19 protein-coding genes are annotated in these 18,913 nt (G+C 34.8%); 9 read left to right on the top strand and 10 right to left on the bottom strand.

Features of this window, described 5'->3' with window-relative positions; translation table 11 throughout:
- Positions 1-88 precede the first annotated feature (88 nt).
- Entirely contained in the window at positions 89-1,078 is a 990-nt protein-coding gene (locus tag ACVYAD_RS06635; protein ID WP_476425364.1) for a hypothetical protein, read from the bottom strand.
- 568 nt (positions 1,079-1,646) lie between these two features.
- On the opposite strand from ACVYAD_RS06635, the gene ACVYAD_RS06630 reads away from it, so the two are divergent.
- The 7 genes from ACVYAD_RS06630 (at position 1,647) to ACVYAD_RS06600 (ending at position 9,344) form a co-directional block, all read left to right on the top strand.
- Positions 1,647-2,114 carry a hypothetical protein gene (locus tag ACVYAD_RS06630; RefSeq protein WP_349661994.1) on the top strand — a complete coding sequence of 156 codons (468 nt, stop codon included), beginning with the start codon at positions 1,647-1,649 and terminating at the stop codon, positions 2,112-2,114.
- 282 nt (positions 2,115-2,396) lie between these two features.
- Positions 2,397-3,239, top strand: a complete 843-nt coding sequence (locus ACVYAD_RS06625; RefSeq protein WP_476425362.1) for a DUF2785 domain-containing protein — start codon at positions 2,397-2,399, stop codon at positions 3,237-3,239.
- A gap of 833 nt (positions 3,240-4,072) precedes the next feature.
- Positions 4,073-4,993 (top strand): cytochrome aa3 quinol oxidase subunit II, encoded by a 921-nt coding sequence (qoxA, locus tag ACVYAD_RS06620; protein ID WP_476425360.1) that lies wholly within the window; start codon positions 4,073-4,075, stop codon positions 4,991-4,993.
- Positions 4,994-5,057: 64 nt separating this feature from the next.
- The gene (gene qoxB, locus ACVYAD_RS06615; RefSeq protein ID WP_349661997.1) at positions 5,058-7,001 is read left to right on the top strand and encodes a cytochrome aa3 quinol oxidase subunit I; all 1,944 of its coding nucleotides are present in this window, start codon (positions 5,058-5,060) and stop codon (positions 6,999-7,001) included.
- Position 7,002: 1 nt separating this feature from the next.
- The gene (gene qoxC / locus ACVYAD_RS06610; protein WP_349661998.1) at positions 7,003-7,602 is read left to right on the top strand and encodes a cytochrome aa3 quinol oxidase subunit III; all 600 of its coding nucleotides are present in this window, start codon (positions 7,003-7,005) and stop codon (positions 7,600-7,602) included.
- Positions 7,602-7,886, top strand: a complete 285-nt coding sequence (gene qoxD / locus ACVYAD_RS06605; RefSeq protein WP_323647659.1) for a cytochrome aa3 quinol oxidase subunit IV — start codon at positions 7,602-7,604, stop codon at positions 7,884-7,886. The genes qoxC and qoxD overlap by 1 nt, the downstream gene beginning before the upstream one ends.
- Before the next feature lie 597 nt (positions 7,887-8,483).
- Positions 8,484-9,344 carry a DUF6612 family protein gene (locus ACVYAD_RS06600; RefSeq protein WP_476425357.1) on the top strand — a complete coding sequence of 287 codons (861 nt, stop codon included), beginning with the start codon at positions 8,484-8,486 and terminating at the stop codon, positions 9,342-9,344.
- A gap of 145 nt (positions 9,345-9,489) precedes the next feature.
- Here ACVYAD_RS06600 and ACVYAD_RS06595 read toward each other — a convergent pair whose 3' ends face one another.
- The 5 genes from ACVYAD_RS06595 to ACVYAD_RS06575 all read right to left on the bottom strand — a co-directional run bounded on the left by ACVYAD_RS06595 (position 9,490) and on the right by ACVYAD_RS06575 (position 14,695).
- A complete protein-coding gene (locus tag ACVYAD_RS06595; RefSeq protein WP_476425355.1) occupies positions 9,490-10,053 on the bottom strand; it encodes a GNAT family N-acetyltransferase in 564 nt (187 codons plus the stop codon).
- Between the two features lie 61 nt (positions 10,054-10,114).
- The gene (gene tsaA / locus ACVYAD_RS06590; RefSeq protein WP_476425353.1) at positions 10,115-10,576 is read right to left on the bottom strand and encodes a tRNA (N6-threonylcarbamoyladenosine(37)-N6)-methyltransferase TrmO; all 462 of its coding nucleotides are present in this window, start codon (positions 10,574-10,576) and stop codon (positions 10,115-10,117) included.
- A gap of 234 nt (positions 10,577-10,810) precedes the next feature.
- On the bottom strand, positions 10,811-12,016 hold the full coding sequence (locus ACVYAD_RS06585; protein WP_476425351.1) for a Ger(x)C family spore germination protein: 1,206 nt from the start codon (positions 12,014-12,016) through the stop codon (positions 10,811-10,813).
- Positions 12,013-13,110: a spore germination protein gene (locus tag ACVYAD_RS06580; RefSeq protein ID WP_349662002.1), complete on the bottom strand. Its 1,098-nt coding sequence runs from the start codon at positions 13,108-13,110 to the stop codon at positions 12,013-12,015. Before ACVYAD_RS06580 ends, ACVYAD_RS06585 begins: the two co-directional genes overlap by 4 nt.
- 25 nt (positions 13,111-13,135) lie before the next feature.
- Positions 13,136-14,695 (bottom strand): spore germination protein, encoded by a 1,560-nt coding sequence (locus tag ACVYAD_RS06575; RefSeq protein ID WP_476425498.1) that lies wholly within the window; start codon positions 14,693-14,695, stop codon positions 13,136-13,138.
- Positions 14,696-15,136: 441 nt separating this feature from the next.
- On the opposite strand from ACVYAD_RS06575, the gene ACVYAD_RS06570 reads away from it, so the two are divergent.
- Positions 15,137-16,141 carry a nucleoid-associated protein gene (locus tag ACVYAD_RS06570; protein WP_476425349.1) on the top strand — a complete coding sequence of 335 codons (1,005 nt, stop codon included), beginning with the start codon at positions 15,137-15,139 and terminating at the stop codon, positions 16,139-16,141.
- A gap of 309 nt (positions 16,142-16,450) precedes the next feature.
- Here the strand turns inward: ACVYAD_RS06570 and ACVYAD_RS06565 are convergent, their stop codons facing one another.
- Positions 16,451-16,636, bottom strand: a complete 186-nt coding sequence (locus ACVYAD_RS06565) for a hypothetical protein (protein WP_476425348.1) — start codon at positions 16,634-16,636, stop codon at positions 16,451-16,453.
- Positions 16,637-16,729: 93 nt separating this feature from the next.
- On the opposite strand from ACVYAD_RS06565, the gene ACVYAD_RS06560 reads away from it, so the two are divergent.
- Entirely contained in the window at positions 16,730-17,032 is a 303-nt protein-coding gene (locus ACVYAD_RS06560) for a hypothetical protein (protein WP_476425347.1), read from the top strand.
- Between the two features lie 108 nt (positions 17,033-17,140).
- On the opposite strand, the gene ACVYAD_RS06555 is transcribed toward ACVYAD_RS06560, so the two are convergent.
- The 3 genes from ACVYAD_RS06555 to ACVYAD_RS06545 all read right to left on the bottom strand — a co-directional run bounded on the left by ACVYAD_RS06555 (position 17,141) and on the right by ACVYAD_RS06545 (position 18,710).
- Positions 17,141-17,644 carry a DinB family protein gene (locus ACVYAD_RS06555; protein ID WP_476425345.1) on the bottom strand — a complete coding sequence of 168 codons (504 nt, stop codon included), beginning with the start codon at positions 17,642-17,644 and terminating at the stop codon, positions 17,141-17,143.
- 96 nt (positions 17,645-17,740) lie between these two features.
- On the bottom strand, positions 17,741-18,280 hold the full coding sequence (locus tag ACVYAD_RS06550; protein ID WP_349659304.1) for a TlpA family protein disulfide reductase: 540 nt from the start codon (positions 18,278-18,280) through the stop codon (positions 17,741-17,743).
- Between the two features lie 49 nt (positions 18,281-18,329).
- Complete coding sequence (locus ACVYAD_RS06545; RefSeq protein ID WP_476425344.1) at positions 18,330-18,710, bottom strand: hypothetical protein; 381 nt, start codon at positions 18,708-18,710, stop codon at positions 18,330-18,332.
- Positions 18,711-18,913 lie beyond the last annotated feature (203 nt).

The following is an 18,913-nucleotide window of genomic DNA, read 5'->3' as shown; positions in this document are numbered from 1 at the left end:
ATCAAGTTTATTGTTAGACAATTCATTCGTAACTACGATTTTGACAACCATTTTAGTATAACATAGATGCGTATAGTTTCAACTTATTTCATACTTCATGTAGTTCCGTCATTTTTTCTAACATTTGTAAAAAGTCAATGATTTCATAGTTCATTTCCTGTACTTTTCCGAGCATAGATTGTACAAAGTCAATATAACTATAGGCAATATCATCAGCTTCATACTGGTGCCATTCAAACGGATACGTCACAATGGCATGCTTCGCCATTAAATATTGTACCATTTCCAACGTCGATGGGTCTTGCTCTAATTTATTTTCGATTATTTTTTTTACTTCCCTATACTGAGGCAACTGATTTGGTAAGACTAAATTGATAGGGTTAATAATCTTTGTTCCATTAAATTTTGAAACAGTAATCTCAATTGACACTTCTTGTTCCACTAATAGAATTAACGCTAAACTCTGAACAAATGGATGGATTGTAGGACATTCAATAATATCTTTCAATGCTGTCTTTAATTGCCTTACATTCGTCTCCATTAAACGATGCAGTCGAATAGATTGTTCATTTGCCGTTAAGGCACTAAATACCGAAAGTTCATATTCTTGCTCTTCTAACAATCGTTTTGCATCTTCTTTTTTTTGGAGATTCCTTGCAACATCTTGATTCAAGCTTCTTAAGCGTTCAAATTTCTCAAGCTGATCTTCCGGAAGTACATTTTCTTCTATTAATGTCGAAATTAACGACTCTACTTGATGGTATTCCTTTAATTGCATACATACAGTAATATACAGCTCCATTACTTCCACATATAAAGTCGTACCCATAGCGAACAATTGCTCACAAACATTTTTAACTTTATCGTATGCTTTTAATTCATATAAAGCATATGCATAAGCACTTAATGCCATTTCATCCCCATCTTCATATAAAAATGCTTTTTCAAAGCTGGCCACTGCCTCTTCATATTGATAATTTTCCGCATACATATGTCCTTCACGTATTAATGTCTGAACAGCACCAGGAAAAACAACAATATTGTCATGTTTTATAACATGTCGTTTTCGCTTTGTCATTTTTCTCACCTCTTTACGACTATTTAACTTATTAGTTTCTATATGAATCATCAACATATCATGGAGTTGATTTACGAATTTGACCGTGGGCTTAATGAGGAGTTGCGATGAGCTACTGGGGGTTAGTCACAAAAGCGTTATCACTGATCTTTGCGCGTTCCTCTAATGATTCCAACCGTAGTCTCATCTGTAATGCTCCCCTCATTTACTCCAAATCTCATTAGATGATATACGTTTTACATATGTCATTTTTAACTTTCAACGATGACCATATTAATTTACTCCCTACTTATTAAAAAAAATCATTGCTTTAGCATTACATATTTTGTAATAAATTGTATTATAATTAATAATATCTTTCATTTATTACTTTTTACAGGCATTCAGCATTCAGCTAACTACAGACAAAACATGTGTCGCTGTCGCTTTGCTTTCGCACAAAAAACATCTGTTGCTGTCGCTTTGCTTTCGCACAAAAAACATCTGCAGGAATGCACAGAGCTGATTCCTGACGCAATTATGCCGTAGCATAATTGCTGGCAAAAGTTCTTCACAAGGAGTGGAATACATGCAATTAATAGATACAGTTAGTGAATTTGGTAGTAGCATCTCTCCTATGTTTGAGGCACTACCAATTAAAGTTGTTTCGTTTTCTACAGCGGACAATCCTTATCAGAAGGATTACCCGATCGAATTTGAAATACTCACACGAACAAAGATTGATTTATACACGCAAGAAGCAAATACACATATTATAAGTATCCAAGGTTACATTCCTGGCTCCATTTCAATCGGACACCAACATGAGTCACTTTTTATTATTCCCCAAAGTGTACACATTGAATGCAACTATAAACTTCTAAGTATCGACCAAAAAGATATGCAACGAATCTTACAGCACGCCGAACCGAATCTTCATTATAGCGAATGGCTAATCGAAACCATTAAAAATGCAAATATTCTTGTTGAATTAAAAACCAATCAAAATACTTATACTGAATGGCCGCTCGGTATAAAGTCAGCCCTTATATCATAACTAAGATGAGACATACTTAAATAGGTATGTCTTTTTTTGTGCTCCTTGAATAAGTCTTTCCCTTTTTGTTGCTTGTCTATCATATCAACTTTTTGTTGTTTCTGGAATTCCCATTGCGAATATACTTCTATATCACTAGAAAACTTTACAAATCAACAAATTCATCGTTGAAGCGTTATAATAAAAAGACCTAGCTCCATATAAGCATTTTTACTATGTTCTACTAACACTTCGAAAAGAATGCTCTTATAGAGAATTAATTTAACCTCGGGGGAATTACAGATGGATATTAAAAATACATTACAATCATTCTCAACCATGACATCTTCAGAACGACAAGAATTTATGTTACAAAAGGGCGATTGGTTGTTACAAGAAATGTTAACGCACATTGGTTCACCAGATGCCGAATTACGAGACAAATTAATTTATCGAACTTTTATTGATCTACTTAGCGACAATTTACTGAGCAATGAACAGCTACAATATTTATTTGATACTGTAATAGGCGACGATTATTTATTTTTAAACATAGGCGAAGAAATGACAGATAGTGTCTTCACTCGTTCGTTTTCTGCTTTACTTGTAGCAAGTATTCTCGCAAAAGATGCTGAACTACTAATTTTAAAGGATGAGCGTTTACAAATTTTCTTTAAAAAGATCGGTCGCTATTTATTATTGGAAAAAGATACGAGAGGACATGTTCAAGATAAAGGTTGGGCGCATAGCATTGCACATGGTGCAGATTTAGCGGCTATGACAATTAAACACCCCAAATTTGATTTACAACATGCGCCTTTAATCTTGCATGCTTTGAAACTTGTTACTTGGAAAGATACTGTTTTTGTCAACGACGAGGAGGAACGCTTAGTTAATATTATTGAAGCGTTACTAGCTCGAGACTACTCTGAGGAAGCATTAATAGAATTTGCCGAACAGGCATTTGATAAATTTGAAATGCATTTAGTGACTCAAGGTTATAACGAAGCCTTTTTCAGCGGACGAACATGTACATTAAATTTAATGAAAACATTGTATTTTGCTTTAAAGATGCAAAACCTAGCCCCAAATCTTCAAAATACTATTTATGGACAAGTCGCAAAATGGCTAAAACTAGGTGCATAAAATATCTGGCGTAATTAGACGAGCTAAAGCGAATTTCACTTTCTTTCTGCTTCAAACATTTAATTTCGTTCCCATACCAAATTTAGCAAACTAAGAATCCCCTTAGTTTGCTTTTTTTACTTTTCAAGTAAAATATCAAGAATACAATAAATGGAAGTTAGTAATTATATTAACATAATTTATATTCGTTTCCGAAATACCCCTTTCCAATCATCCCTTACATTGAAAGTTTATCCTTATATATCCATAATATTTCTTTTTGTTTACTCACATTTTTTAAAAACGCAACAATAAAGCATTCAATAACCTAATTTAACGGCGATTTTATTACAAAATGACGTCTGAAATGTGAAATGACATTTTCACAAAAAAAACTATTTACATAGTTAAGGATAAGAAACTCAGTGTTTTCAACGTTTGAACAGTGTTTATTATATTAAACACAAAAATACTAATATTGAAATAACGATTTTTGTTCAAAAAATGTTCATATTTATCCCCGGTTTACTATTAAAAATATAAAAAAATAATTTTTTTTCTTTCAAACGGGGCGTATAATCCTATATGCAAACGACGACATTTGTGTCGATCGATTATGACATATTGTTTGAAAATCGATTACACAGATTAATGACTTTGTGAACGCTTGCAATAGACCAATCAAATACTAAATTCAATGTTTCATAGTGAACCATGCCATTGTTAGTATTTCTGATTATTTGATTGGTACAACAATTAAAAGAGGTGACCGTATTACCCACTATTTATAATTTCGAATCTATATATAAACACATGAAATTTATGAATAGCCGTTTTATAGAAAGGAGTCAAACATGAAGAAAAAGTTAAGCTTAATGTTTGTTGCATTTAGTGCGCTAGCAATTCTTGCTGGCTGTGAACCCCTAACAATTTTTGATCCTAAAGGGCCTAATGCCAAAACATTATCAGACACAATTATTTTATCCATTATTACAATGGCCTTTATATTACTAGTCGTGTATGTGCTTTTAGCATTTATGCTAACTAAATATCGTGCTTCAAAATCATCTGCCGATTATGAGCCTCCTCACGAAGAGGGTAGTCATCTACTTGAAATAATATGGACAGTTATCCCTATTATCATAGTGGCATTCTTGGCAGTTGTTACTGTAAGAACAACAAGTACAGTCGAGACAACACCAGAAGGTTATGACAATAAAGAGCCACTTGTTATTTACGCATCATCTTCTAACTGGAAATGGCATTTTAGCTATCCAGAGCAAGGTGTTGAAACTGTAAACTATGTAAATATTCCAACTGACCGTCCAATCGAGTTTAAACTTTACTCTTTCGGACCAATCACAAGTTTCTGGATTCCACAATTAGCTGGTCAAAAATACGCGATGAGTGACATGTTAACAACTATTCACCTTGCTGCAGATGTGCCTGGTTCATACATGGGCCGTAACTCTAACTTTAACGGTCGCGGTTTTGCTGAAATGGAATTTGAAGCAGAAGCTATGACACAAGAAAAATTCGACGAATGGGTTTCTGATGTGAAATCAAAAGAAAAACCATTAACAGAAGAAAAATTTGATGAACTATTAAAAGCAGAACACGTTGGTCGTTCAAGCTATTCATCTACACACTTAGAATTTAGACCTGCTCCAATGGAACACAGTGAACACATGAAAATGGGCGGCATGGATCATAGTGATATGGACATGTCCGAAGATGAAATGGATCACTCTAAAATGGAGCATGGGAATCACTGATTCACAAAAAAATTTTGAAGCAACACATTCACATTAATTTTTACACCTGAAAGGAGCGCATCCAATGAGTATGGAAGAAGTATTCCATCCTATGCAAGAACCGATGATTTTAGCGGCAGCTATTAGTATCGTAGTTGGAGCCGTTGTTATCGTAGCTGGCCTTACATATTTCAAAAAATGGGGCTATTTCTACAAAAACTGGCTATCAACTGTTGACCATAAAAAAATCGGTATTATGTATATCGCTACAGCACTTTTGATGCTATTCCGCGGCGGTATCGATGCACTATTAATGCGTGCACAAACGGCAGTTCCAGATAATGGACTTCTTGATGCACAACACTATAATGAGATTTTCACAACACACGGTTTATTAATGATTTTATTCATGGCTATGCCATTCGTAATTGGTTTAATGAACATTGTAATCCCACTGCAAATTGGTGCTCGTGACGTTGCCTTCCCACGTCTGAATGCAGTCAGCTTCTGGTTATTTGCAGCTGGTTGTGGTTTATTAAACCTATCATTTATCATTGGTGGTTCACCTGATGCTGGTTGGACAGCATACTTCCCATTAGCTGGGACAGAATTCAGTCCAACTGTTGGGAACAACTACTATTCTTTAGCTTTACAATTATCAGGGATTGGTACGTTAATGACTGGTGTTAACTTCATCGCAACAATCATTAAAATGCGTGCACCTGGTATGACATTAATGAAAATGCCAATGTTCACTTGGTCAATTTTAATTACAAACATTATTATCGTATTTGCATTCCCAGTATTAACTGTAGCACTTGCATTAATGATGCTTGACCGTCAATTCGGTACACAATTCTTTGCAATGCAAAATGGTGGTATGGATATGCTTTGGGCCAACCTATTCTGGGTTTGGGGACATCCTGAGGTTTATATCGTTATCCTACCTGCTTTCGGTATCTTCTCTGAAATCATTGCGACATTTGCACGTAAAAACTTATACGGCTATAAATCAATGGTTATGAGTATGGTCGTTATTTCGTTACTTTCATTCTTAGTATGGGCCCACCACTTCTATACAATGGGTCACGGTGTAATGGTAAACAGCGTATTCTCTATTACAACAATGGCAATCGCTGTTCCGACAGGGGTTAAAATATTTAACTGGTTGCTCACAATGAGACACGGTAAAATTCAATTTACAACTCCTATGCTTTATGCTCTTGGCTTTATTCCTATCTTCACAATTGGTGGGGTTACAGGGGTAATGCTTGCAATGGCAAGTGCTGACTATCAATATCATAATACGATGTTCTTAGTTGCCCACTTCCACTATGTATTAATTCCAGGTACAGTATTCGGTGTACTTGCAGGTTACCACTACTGGTGGCCAAAAATGTTCGGTTTCCGTTTAAATGAAAAACTAGGTAAAGCAGCTTTCTGGTTTATCGCAGTATGCTTTAACGTAACATTCTTCCCTCTATTCATTTTAGGTTTAGATGGTTACGCTCGTCGTATGTACACTTACTCTGAGTCAACTGGCTACGGTCCATTGAACATGCTATCGTTCATCGGTGGTATTGGTCTTGCTGTCGGCTTTGCGTTAATCGTATATAACATTTACTACAGCTGGAAACATATGCCACGTAATGAAAAAGCAGATGTTTGGGATGGTCGTACGCTAGAATGGGCTACTCATTCTCCAGTACCAGAGTATAACTTTGCAGTAGTTCCAACGGTTACACGTTTAGATGAATACTGGTTCGCGAAAAAAGAAGGTCGCGATATTACAGCCGGTAAAATTGAAAAAATTCACATGCCTAACAACACTGGCACTCCATTCTGGATGAGCGGATTCTTCTTCCTTGCAGCATTCTTTGCTGTATTCAATCTATGGGTTCCAGCAATCATTAGTATGATTGGTGTATTTGGCTTTATGATTCATCGTTCATTCGAAAAGGATCATGGTCGATACATTTCAGTTGAAGAAGTTATGGCAACTGAAAAAAGCTTGAGAGGTGATAAATAATATGAAAATCGATTCTTCACTTCCATTAGAATATAGTACAGAAGAAAATCGCCTGAAAATTTTCGGTTTCTGGATTTTCCTTGGTGCCGAAATCGTATTATTCGCCACACTATTTACAGTGTATTTCACACTTCAAACACGTACAGGTAGTGGCCCAAATGGCGCTGAGATTTTCGAACTAACACCAGTATTATGGGAAACATTCTTATTATTAACAAGTAGTTTCACAATTGGTCTTGGTGTTCATGCAATGCGCATTGGCAATAAAAAAGCGATGATGGCATTTTTCATCATCACACTTCTATTAGGTCTTGGCTTCTTAGCCATTGAGATCGATGAATTTGTCACATATGTTAATGAAGGTGCAACAATTCGAACAAGTGCATTTTTATCGGCATTAATGACTTTACTTGGTACGCACGGTCTCCACGTAACATTTGGTTTCTTCTGGGGCGTTGCCATTTTAATGCAAGTAGCTAGCCGTGGTTTAAACCCACAAACGGCTAACAAAGCGTTTATCTTCTCACTGTACTGGCACTTCTTAGACGTTGTTTGGATTTTCATCTTCAGCTTCGTCTACTTGAAAGGACTGATTAGCTGATGAAGGAATTATTCCCAAAACAACATGTGATGGGCTTCGGCTTCTCACTATTACTAACAGTTGTAGCTTTAGCTGTTGTTAAATTCGATATGTCTCTTAACATGGCATTTGGTGTTTTACTAGTAACTGCTCTTGCACAAGCAACAGTACAATTAGTATTATTCATGCACATCGGTGAATCTGAAGACAAGAAAACGTTATATACAACGATTTTATATTCAGTATTCGTAGGTGTTGTCACAATCATTGGTACATTATTCGCAATGATCTGGGGCTATAATTGATAAACAGAGCCGAGAAAATGATATCATTTTCTCGGCTCTTTCTTTTTGTCTTACTAATTTCTCAACTCAAAAATACCAATCCTTCTTATGTCTTGCCCCTCACTTACTTATTTACAAACATAGTTGGCATTGATCTGTTAAAAGTTTGTATAGCAGTCTCAAATTTTGAAGAACTCCCATTTACCAAAAAAGCTTTCTGGCTCAGCATGCTCACCTATATGAAACTACTAGCTACAATAGTCCCTTGCTATAACACAAAACCATTAGAAACCTCTATTCAATAACTAATCCACTAATGTTCGCTTATTGCCCCCTAGCACCATTGCTATTTAAATTTAATAACAAAAATATATATGGCGTAAATCTACTTTTTATTTCATATATAAAAGAGATAGCTATATCCTTTAATTAATATTCAAGCACCACTTTTTTTGCGACTTAGGCTAAGTAAGAAGGCTTATAAACAGTAGCATACGTTGGGCATTTACTATTATTTTAATATTAAATTAGTAAATTTTAAAAAATAACGAAACTTTTCCTTTTATAGTCATGTATACTAGTAGATATTGTTTTTACCAAGAATAGGAGATGAAAGTAATGAACAAATTTTTTAAAGTTTTAAGTGTTGGAGCACTAGCACTAACACTGGCAGCTTGTAACAGTAGCGCTACCCCTAAGAAAGACACAACTAATACAAGTAAACTCACTTTAGAGCAAGTGTATGAAAAAGCGGTAGAGCGCCAATCAGACATTAAAAGTACAACTGCAAAAATGGAGTTGACTCAAGATTCCAAAGTTGAAGCAGGCGAACAATCTATGGAGTTTTCCATCAAATCAAATATGGATATGGATGTAGTTACCGATCCAATTGCTATGCACTTATCAGGTTCAATGACAATGCCAGATATGGCTAGTGCAGATCAAAAAAGTACAGAAATACCGATTGATATGTACATGAAGAAAGATCAAGGCTTTTTCATGAAGGATGAAGCAACTAATAGTTGGTTCAAATTACCAAGCGAGCAATTTGATGACATTATGGAACAAACTGCATCATCTGCGGATGCTAAGGCACAATTAGAACAGCTTAAAAACTATATTAAAGATTTCAAATTCGAACAAACTGATAATGCATATATCTTAACTTTAGACGCTAAGGGCGATGAATTTAAAGAACTGATCGATTCTGAAATTAGCAAATCAATGAAAGATATGGGTCTTGAAGAAAATCCACTTGATAACTTAACGATTGATAAAATACACTACGTTCTAGAAATCGATAAAAAGACTTTCGATACAACTAAAATGGATATGAATTTCGATTTGAAAATGAAGATTGAAAATCAAGAACTAGAAACGAAAACAAAATCAGTTGTGACATTCACTGAGTTCAATCACCTAAAAACAATCGATATCCCACAAGAAATTATCGATAACGCACAATCTACCCCTCAATAATAAACATAAAAAGGAATCTGCATACTTTAATGTACGTAGATTCCTTTTACTTTAGGTACTGCTTCAATTAGAACAGCACATTTACCTTATCAGACGAGTCTCTCCGCAATAAACTAATCACTTCACTAAAGGCAATTGGCCACGTTTAAAGCTTATCAACATCGGAAGGATTATCTATAGCATAATGAAGTAATCCTTCAAAATCCTTCAGTTCCGGATTAAGATTTATATACGTATATTCATAGTTCATTCCTAGTTTAGCTACAATTCGTAAAGAGGCCACGTTTTCAGGATGAACGACTGCAATAACCTTAAGTAAACCAATCTTATTGAACGCATAATTCAGTAAAGCTTGTGCAGCCTCATACGCAATTCCTTTCCCTCTATAAGCTTTCGAAATACCATAATAAATTTCGACCTCAGTTTCTTTTACATCATCTGGACCAAGGCCACAATAGCCAATTAACGTTTGCCTCTCCCTATCTACTATGGCTAGATTCAATTTATGTATTTTGGAAAGCGTATTTTTTTTGTTGCATTGAATGGACCACTCTATTATCCGCTGAACATCACCTCGACTAGGTACATCCTCTGGAATAAATCGATAAAAATCAGGCTCAGAAACTACTGCATACAATTCATCCAAATCAGTTAAAGCATATGGCCGAATGATCAGCCTCTCGGTTTCAATATGTAGATTTAAAAACATATTGTTTACTCCTTCAATTAAATTGAAATTAAAAAATCTTCATTCCTTTTGTGTACATATACTAATCCCAATAATTCTTCATTAAATCAGTTGCCCAACTTGGCTGCTTTAATTCACCTTTTGGTAAAAACTCTTTCATGACAGGTTTAATATCAATAATTGGCGTTCCATCAATAGCATCGAGGCCGCTAACGATTAATGTTCTATCTTTTAATTCTAGTAATTCTACAACCGTTACACCTATTTTGTTAGGTCTATTTTTGCCTCTCTGAGCGAAAATACCGACTTCCGGATAATCCTTATTATTTCTCGGATGTCTCGCTTCATATTGAATTTTCTCATCTACAACTTTATCAAAATAAAAAATTATTTCTAAATGAGAAAAATCATCAATCCCTTTTAAAGACGATGCATGTATATCTTTTGTCAATTCAACAGTAGAAATGACGTTACCCCAATTGTCATCTTCAATCATTTTTCGACTATTGCTCACTACAGCTATTGGTTTAATACTGTATACCATACAAAATGACCTCATCTATCGTTGTTTTCACTTGCATATCTTCCGTTTAATTCCAGTATACTCCAACGATTACCGATGTCAATTTTGGGAGAGAATACCTGCTTTTATTCTTTATCTACAGTTTTTTGGGGATTAAGTGTTAGTATACCGAACTTAATCCCTTTTATATTTCCTAGCATTGTAAATACTTCACTACCATGTCCATTTATTATCCTTCATAAAATGAAATCATTTTTATTCCCCTGACGTCCCATAGTCTTTTATCGTTATTTTTACCTCACACTGAATCGGTATCTCGCTAAATGTTTGATCCCAATCTTTTTTTAGCTTTTTCCATACTTTTGGATACTCTATTCTCAATCTTGTTCCAAACCCTGATACGTCCGTTTGATATTCTTTTTGTATCTTCTCTAAAACATTTTTCACAAGACGCTCTACCTCTTTTTCAGTAGCCCTTTCTGCTTTTTTCAAAAACTTATTATCAAATGTTTTCTCAGAAAGTACCCAATGCTCAGCAATTCGCCCTTCAGATTCGATTTTTACATTAAATGAGATATTGTCTCCATCAACATGGGGTGTAATTTTACTTTTCATTGACAATATCTCGTATATAATCGGCTGATCAGTCCCTTCATAAAAACTTGTTACTAAACCACCTTTGCCCTTTCCAGTTATCCACGTAATCCCCTCTAATTCTTTTCCCGTAAGAAAACCTCGCAGTTTTTTTGTGCTACCTTTTATCACAGCTGCTCCGGCAAATCTAATTTCTCCATTTTCTGAAGTTACACTTTGCAACAAAAAACTTGCTCTAGAATTTAATTTTCCTTGTAACTTTGCAAATGTCATCGGTGGTAGTATCTTTGTCGTTCTTTTATGTCCTTTCATCATCTCAACAAGTTGAAACGCAGGAATTTTAGTTGGTTCGTTCGATTCAAGAATATTACTTGCATGATTTTTAGCGATTAGAAGAAGCGCACTTGGTCTCATTTCCAGTTCCCTAAGAAAAAAATCCATTGTTTGTGTTAGATTGAATGCACTTGCAAAATCCTCTCCTAGGACAATGACCTTTGAATGTTCTGCAAAGGCTCGTTTGTCGTTTTTTAACATCATATTACGCAAAGTAGGAAGAATAGCATCTCCGGTTTCTGAAACGTTTTTGTAAGCTTTTTGTTGTTTTTTACCTTCTTTCGCACCGGAACCAGTTGTCTCTGAGTTAACGAATTGATTGGTAATTGTAATCAGCTCTTTATTAGAGTTTCTAGCTTCTTGTTCCTCCAATGCCTCCCTAGAACTACTATCTGTTTCTACATCTAACGAGGTACCTACAACAAGACCTAAGTCTTCAATTTCTTTACTGCTCCAACAACCTGTAAGAATTAAAAGTATAAGAGATAATAGCAAACCTAAACGAAATCGCACCATCATATTGTTTAGTTTCATGTCTTTCCACCCTTCAACCTCGAAATAAAAAGTAAGAGTACTGGAAAAACACCAAATAAGAATAATGCAGCATTCCCAATCATATCACCGAACTTAAAGAGGTCATTGATATTTTTAGGCGTCATAGAAATAATGTAAATAATCGGTAACAAACCAAATATAAAGGGCTGTATGTTCTTTTTAAAGAGTTGAGCTAATCCTAAAGCAGCGGCAAAATAGGTAATAGAAAAGGTGGCGAATATTTGCATAATCCAAATCACGAGTAAAAAAGACTCAAATCGTTCAAAGATTAACCCCGGAATTTCAAAACTTCGCATAAGTTCTAATGTAGGCCATGTTCTCGTGACAACTCCATCGATTGATAAAGCACCTATTACCATTACAACTGTTATGACATAAAAGAATAAGGGAATCGTTAAGCCAACAAGGACGACTTTTACTGCTTTCGTTTTCTCCGACTGCTTCATTAATGCGACAAGCAACAGCATAATTTCAGGACCTAAAAATGCAAGGGTTGCTGTCTTTACTCCTTTTAATACTGGCATGACTCCCAATCCTAATACCGGACGTAGATTATCTATTTCAAATATGCCCAAGCTCATAAAAGCTACCAATAAAAAGAGGACAAACGTAATAGGAAAGATGATTTCAAATAGTCGAGCAATCGAATTGATTCCGCTACTAATCAAATAAAGCCCTATCCACATAAAGGGCAAAATGATAGCCCAAGTTGGCGTACCTTCGAGCAGAAAGAGTGAGGTTACTTCAGCCATTATCCTGACTTCAAATGCTGAAATTGTAAAGAAATAGACTATTATAAGCAAACTCAAAAACCAACCTACCCATTTCCCTACAATATCTTGGCTATATTGATAGAAGGTTTTTTCAGGATATTTTTGGCTTAATTTCACGATAATCACGGCTGCGATTATCGCAATGACGCCTCCTAAAAAAACACTAATCCATACATCCGGTGATTTGACCTTTTCAACAGATGTTCTTGGCAAGGTAAGTATTCCTGTAGCCAAAATATAATTAGCGAGGACAACAACTGCTTGTGAAGCCGTAATTTTGTCTTGTGAATTAATCATCATGCCAGTTTATTTCCTTTCCTAGTGACTAATCTTGACGGCTAGAATCTTTTGTATGCAACATCTTCGGACGACGTTTCATCATCATAAGTGGCATACGAACCATAAAGTCTTTCCAATCGTTTGCTCTATAAGGAACCGTCGGACTAACAAAAGGGATGCCAAAACTCTTCAACTTCACCAAATGACTGCAAAGAAGTAAGAAAAACAGGATAACCCCATATAAACCAAATAAAGCAGCAAAAAACATTGCTACGAAACGAAGCATGCGCAATGAAATTCCCGCATTATATTGCGGAATAGCAAAAGAAGAAATAGCTGTTAACGCAACAACAATTACCATAATGGGGCTAACAATCCCTGCTTGTACAGCAGCTTCCCCAATAACAAGCCCTCCGACTATTCCCATTGTAGGACCAATAGGCTTAGGCAAACGAAGCCCAGCTTCTCGTAAAATTTCAATAGCTACTTCCATAATTAGTGCCTCAATTATTGCAGGAAATGGAACACCTTCCCTCGTTCCCATCATAGACAATGCTAGCTTAGTTGGAATTAAGCCCTGATGAAACGAGACAAACGATATATAGATGGATGGTGCAAAAAGCGTAATAGTTGCAGCTAAATAACGTAATAGACGAATGAGCGTACTTGGCAACCATCGTTCATAATAGTCTTCTGGTGATTGCAATAACATACTAAATGTCACTGGCACGATTAATGCAAAAGGTGTCCCATCTAATAAAATTGCCACTCTTCCTTCCATCAAGGCAGCAAAAACACGATCTGGGCGTTCCGTATTCTGAACTTGTGTAAAAGGGCTGAGATAATTATCTTCGATTAGTTGCTCTACGTAGCCCGATTCCGCAACATCATCAATATTTATTGTTTCAATTCTTTTCTTAACCTCTTCGACCAAGTTCGGGTCTGCAATCTCATTAACATAGGCGATAACCAATTCTTTTTTTGTACGTTTACCTACTTGGAAATTGATAATTGATAAATCACTATTTTCACCATGTTGTCTCAATAGAGCCGTATTATCACTTAACGTTTCTGTAAAGCCTAATCTCGGACCTCGAACCAATGCTTCTGATACCGGTTCTTCAATATTGCGCGATTTTCCTTTGACTGTCCCGAGCATTAATACATTTGGCATTCCATCAATTATCAAGGCGGTCGTCCCTGCTAATATTTTGCCTACAGATTGCTTTACATCATACTCTTCTGTTATGTCACTAACGGAAAGAACTTCATTTTTAATAAATGTCTGTAAAAAGTCTCCTTTTTCATATAAAGACTCCAGATCATCTTTTTGTGAAAAATCCCCCATAAGAGATGTCAAAATATGTTTATCAATCAGTTCTTTATCTGACAGCCCATCAAGAAAAATAATCGTTGCACGTATGTCTGTGTTACTTATGTGAAACTCCCTAAAATGCACATCCCAGTTATGACCAATCTCTTTCTTAACAAGTTCAACATCTAAGTTGTAATTACCCGTATAATAATCAAATGACTCTTGGGAAGATTTCACTGTTTGGTGTTCAAGCTCATCTTTTGGTTTCGCCTGACCTTTTATTTTCACCATGTCATCGTCATTCATCTCTTGTTTAGATACTATCCCATTAAACAATTTGAAAATAATATAGGGAATGAAAAATACAATAAAACCTTGCATAAATACTTTCCATTCTGGAATGTAGGCTAAGATCTTTTCCCACATATTCATCACCCTCTTAAGCTGATAATAAAGCGAATTACAGCTTCACGTTTTATATAGTTCCATCATTATCTAAGCAACAGCATTTTAAACTTATTTCATTCAACATTATTCGCAAGATATGAATAAGGTTGTAATTATGTTGAAAATCTTTTTTGTGTAAAAAAAATCTTTTGCAATTGTTGTGCAAAAGATTTCAGTTACATGGTGATCACTATTAATTTTTAACTACTAATAAAATACATTAAAATATTGTCCTATATATGATATGGTATATTATCTACAATGCTATTTTAGAAGGTGGAAAACATGCTAGAAGTAAGTGAAAGTAAGTTAGCACAATATATTATACATTTTATTGACGATGCACTCGTGTTAGGTGAAGAATCATTAACACAACCAGAGGTCATGCTAGAGGCAGCTTTTACACAGCTAGCGTTTAGCAAAATTGATTTGGAACAGCAATTTGAATTTTTTCATGAAACAAATATTGGGTTAAATGAGGTTTACACATATGTGAGAGCAATTTTTGAGCAGGAAAATAGTTTCCTTGAACAATCAATAAACATTGCTAAACACTTACATAGTGTATCTCAGCACCCTAACATTAAAAGTGGCGAATTGTTTATTGGATTATTTGACAATTGTTTTCTGTCTACAGAAGCTAAAAAAATAATCGCCATCGTTAAAATTGATGAAAAAGAAATGTTTTTAGATGTAAAAAACGACCAAAATAAAATGGTTATCAACGGTATTGATGGCATCAATGTAAAGAAAGTCAACAATATGGCCATCATCGTAGATATGGGGCCGGAACAGACACCTGCTGTCTTTATGAAAACGAAAAGGAAAGAAGATATTATCTATTGGCAAGAACGTTTTTTAAAGATTAAAGCTGCAGATGAACATTATTATAAAACGAATTTAGCCTTAACAGAATGCAAAAAATATATCTTAAAAGAAGAAAGCTTTACAAATACTGAAAAACTAGGTCTTTTAAATAAAACGCTTGATTATTTTAGAAATGAAGATGAATTTCAAGTAAATAATTATATTGAAACGGTGTTTGAAAATGCGGAGCCAACACAAAAAGACATTATCATCAATTCGGTAAAACCTTATGAAACTGTTATTTCTGAGAGCGCACTTGAAAAGGCTGAAAAAAAATATAAACGTAAAATTAAACTCGACTCCAATATTGAAATCCAGGTAAACGTACAGGATATCGAAAAAGTAGATGAACTAATTGAAGTAGGCTACGATGAATCTACAAATCGAAAGTTCTACAAAATTTATTTCCAGGAAGAACTATAAATCAATTAGGCCTTGGCGTAGTTGCGTCCAGAATCGGCTTAAAGAAGTTAAATTCTAAGAGACTTCCCTAGTATACAAAGGAAGCTCCTTACCATAGCGTATGGTTGATTTCCGTTCCGACTGGGCGCTTTGCCGCTGCCGCTTTGCTTTCGCTACAGAAAACATTTGTTGTTGCTGTCGCTACGCTTTCGCACAGTTAAAACATTTGCCGCTGACGCTTCGCTTTCGCACAGTTAAAACATTTTGCCGCTGTCGCTTCGCTTTCGCGCAGTTAAAACATTTTGCCGCTGTCGCTTCGCTTTCGCGCAGTTAAAACATTTTGCCGCTGTCGCTTCGCTTTCGCGCAGTTAAAACATTTTGCCGCTGTCGTTTCGCTTTCGCGCAGTTAAAACATTTTGCCGCTGTCGCTTCGCTGAAGGCAATTATATTAATTACCAATGATTTCGTATTACCTAAAATCCACGGCTTTAAATAGCTCAATAGCTCTTCCATCACCCTAATATCCCCTATTATTAGCTATACATCGAATTTGTTAATATGTTACAATTGAGTTAAATATTTTTATAGATATAGGGGGATCTTTTTAATATGTCCTATGTAAACGATTTACAGTATTATATTGATAGTGCTTCAATCGGAATTTTACTCGAACTTCTTTTGGTGACAACTTGTATTTCAACTATTATTTATTTAGTAACTAAAAACCAATATATTTCGTACCTTTCGTCTGCACCAACATTTTATTTTCTTTCAATAATTTTGTACCACAATTCACACTTCATTCTCCTTGTCTTAGCAATGACAATACAAGCCTTAGTTATTTTATTTATCCAGAAGAAGAATCTACTAAAGGTAATAACAATGAAAGACAAAGCTCACGACAGTATTTAACATGATAAAAAAGGACTTGTTTGTTATGATTTATCAACAAGTCCTTTTACTTACCTTATACTCTTCCATGTTTTAATGCTCTGGTCCCTCATCCTCATTTATTTCATTTTACATTTCCGGAGCGTCCATACCGAAATTTGCCCATTCCTCTTTAGCCGGACCATAAATGCCGGGAACAGTTAACCCCGCCTGTCGCATAAGAACCGTCATTTGTCCCCGATGGTGATTCTGATGTTGAATCAAGAACATTAAAAGTGTACCAATTTGCATGTCTTGACCGAAAAATTGAATGTGCTCGTGAAGGGTTTGATCAGTCCAATTTGTTTTTACCGCTTGCATAAACGCATTATTAGCTTGAGAATAGCTATTTGCAATAAATTGCGCTGAAGTAGGAACAGGATAATCTTTAATTGGAGCATCAAATGTTAAACTTGTATTCGAAGTAATAATGCGAATTGCAGTGACCGTATGCCAAGCAATACGTCCTAAAGTCCAATTTTCAGACGTTATTTCCTGCTTAAGTGATTCATCAGTTAGATTATTCAATAACTTCTGTGTACAATCGGCTTCAAACTCCCAAGACTTAAAAAAACCATTTAATGTCTGATACATAATAATCCTCCTCTTTCTTGCGTTAATAATTTCCTTAAAAATGACGCCAACATATAAATGCTCCCATCGTAAAGGAAGTGATTAATTTACAAATTATTAGAGTTTATCAATATAATCATTTAATTGTTTTTGATTCATCGATCCCTTTATCTTGTTCTTTAATATACCTTTAGAATCGAAAATAAAAGTTGTTGGATATGCCACTACTCCAAATGATTTTTGAAGTGTACCATCTAAATCAAGAAATATAGGGAAATTCAAATTGTATGACTCTTGAAATTCAATGGCATTTTCAATACTATCAACAGAAGTTGTATTAATCGCTAACAGCTCAACATTTTCAGATTTATTATTATAAAAATCCCTAAATTCAGAAGCCTCTTCTTGACAAGGTCCACACCAAGATGCCCAAAAGTTAACGATTAAGACCTTTCCCTTGTATTCTTTAAACGTTGTTGTTGATTCGTCTAATCGTGTTAACTTTGCATCAAAAGCAAGCTGTTTTGTTCCATCTTCATTTTCTACTAATGGGTTAACTGTTGTTTCTTTTAGGAATACATCTTTCAAAACAATTCCAACAAGTAATACGATTAATAAAGCTGAGAAATATAAACCTAAACGCTTTTTAAATTGCATAAATGATCACCTACATTACCCTTTAAATATTATTTTTCTTCAAGCATACCTAGATTGAATTTTGATAAGATACTATTAACTTTTCTTTGGCATTTTGACCAGCTAATCCTGTTTTAAATAATTCAGTAGCATTTTGATGATCTACTATTTTTGTAAATTGTTGTTTTAATAAGTTTTCTATTAAAACATCGAGCATCTCGCCTGCGCTTTGTTCTGTGTCTTGTCCCTTTGGTAATTTGATTTCTTTAATCATTACTCTTTCACCATTTAAATTTGTGACATAATGACGAATATAATCATCTTCTTTTTTAATTTCATATTTCGCTTTACTCTGTTTATTTTTATCTAAAAATAAATTTGGAGATAGTCCATTTAGTTCATCTTTTTTTATTGTATTTATGTAATTATTATTTGTAGATGGGATCATCATTCTATTTACCTCCTTCATTAATTATTATAGAGGATACCCCTTTTATTTGAGTATCAATTATTACTTACTTTTACCATTATATAAATTATTTACCACATTAATCAATTCCATAAATTCGCTCTACTCTATAACCGCAACGAACCCTTTAAAGACCATTTACGCCTCATTATGTAACAATACGAAAAAATTCCCACACTAATATT

Source organism: Lysinibacillus sp. G1-3, from assembly GCF_056322905.1.
The sequence above is the reverse complement of the archived record's forward strand: the minus strand, read 5'-3'. Positions and strand labels throughout refer to the sequence as shown.

What these genes read in the sequence shown, in the direction of transcription:
- qoxA (WP_476425360.1), top strand. Translation starts at nt 4,073, where the DNA reads ATGAAGAAAAAGTTAAGCTTAATGTTTGTTGCATTTAGTGCGCTAGCA.
- ACVYAD_RS06575 (WP_476425498.1), bottom strand. Translation starts at nt 14,695, where the DNA reads ATGGTGAAAATAAAAGGTCAGGCGAAACCAAAAGATGAGCTTGAACAC.
- qoxD (WP_323647659.1), top strand. Translation starts at nt 7,602, where the DNA reads ATGAAGGAATTATTCCCAAAACAACATGTGATGGGCTTCGGCTTCTCA.
- ACVYAD_RS06625 (WP_476425362.1), top strand. Translation starts at nt 2,397, where the DNA reads ATGGATATTAAAAATACATTACAATCATTCTCAACCATGACATCTTCA.
- ACVYAD_RS06555 (WP_476425345.1), bottom strand. Translation starts at nt 17,644, where the DNA reads ATGTATCAGACATTAAATGGTTTTTTTAAGTCTTGGGAGTTTGAAGCC.
- ACVYAD_RS06550 (WP_349659304.1), bottom strand. Translation starts at nt 18,280, where the DNA reads ATGCAATTTAAAAAGCGTTTAGGTTTATATTTCTCAGCTTTATTAATC.
- ACVYAD_RS06545 (WP_476425344.1), bottom strand. Translation starts at nt 18,710, where the DNA reads ATGATGATCCCATCTACAAATAATAATTACATAAATACAATAAAAAAA.
- tsaA (WP_476425353.1), bottom strand. Translation starts at nt 10,576, where the DNA reads ATGGTATACAGTATTAAACCAATAGCTGTAGTGAGCAATAGTCGAAAA.
- ACVYAD_RS06595 (WP_476425355.1), bottom strand. Translation starts at nt 10,053, where the DNA reads ATGTTTTTAAATCTACATATTGAAACCGAGAGGCTGATCATTCGGCCA.
- ACVYAD_RS06635 (WP_476425364.1), bottom strand. Translation starts at nt 1,078, where the DNA reads ATGACAAAGCGAAAACGACATGTTATAAAACATGACAATATTGTTGTT.
- ACVYAD_RS06580 (WP_349662002.1), bottom strand. Translation starts at nt 13,110, where the DNA reads ATGATGATTAATTCACAAGACAAAATTACGGCTTCACAAGCAGTTGTT.
- ACVYAD_RS06585 (WP_476425351.1), bottom strand. Translation starts at nt 12,016, where the DNA reads ATGAAACTAAACAATATGATGGTGCGATTTCGTTTAGGTTTGCTATTA.
- ACVYAD_RS06560 (WP_476425347.1), top strand. Translation starts at nt 16,730, where the DNA reads ATGTCCTATGTAAACGATTTACAGTATTATATTGATAGTGCTTCAATC.
- qoxB (WP_349661997.1), top strand. Translation starts at nt 5,058, where the DNA reads ATGAGTATGGAAGAAGTATTCCATCCTATGCAAGAACCGATGATTTTA.
- ACVYAD_RS06630 (WP_349661994.1), top strand. Translation starts at nt 1,647, where the DNA reads ATGCAATTAATAGATACAGTTAGTGAATTTGGTAGTAGCATCTCTCCT.
- qoxC (WP_349661998.1), top strand. Translation starts at nt 7,003, where the DNA reads ATGAAAATCGATTCTTCACTTCCATTAGAATATAGTACAGAAGAAAAT.
- ACVYAD_RS06570 (WP_476425349.1), top strand. Translation starts at nt 15,137, where the DNA reads ATGCTAGAAGTAAGTGAAAGTAAGTTAGCACAATATATTATACATTTT.
- ACVYAD_RS06600 (WP_476425357.1), top strand. Translation starts at nt 8,484, where the DNA reads ATGAACAAATTTTTTAAAGTTTTAAGTGTTGGAGCACTAGCACTAACA.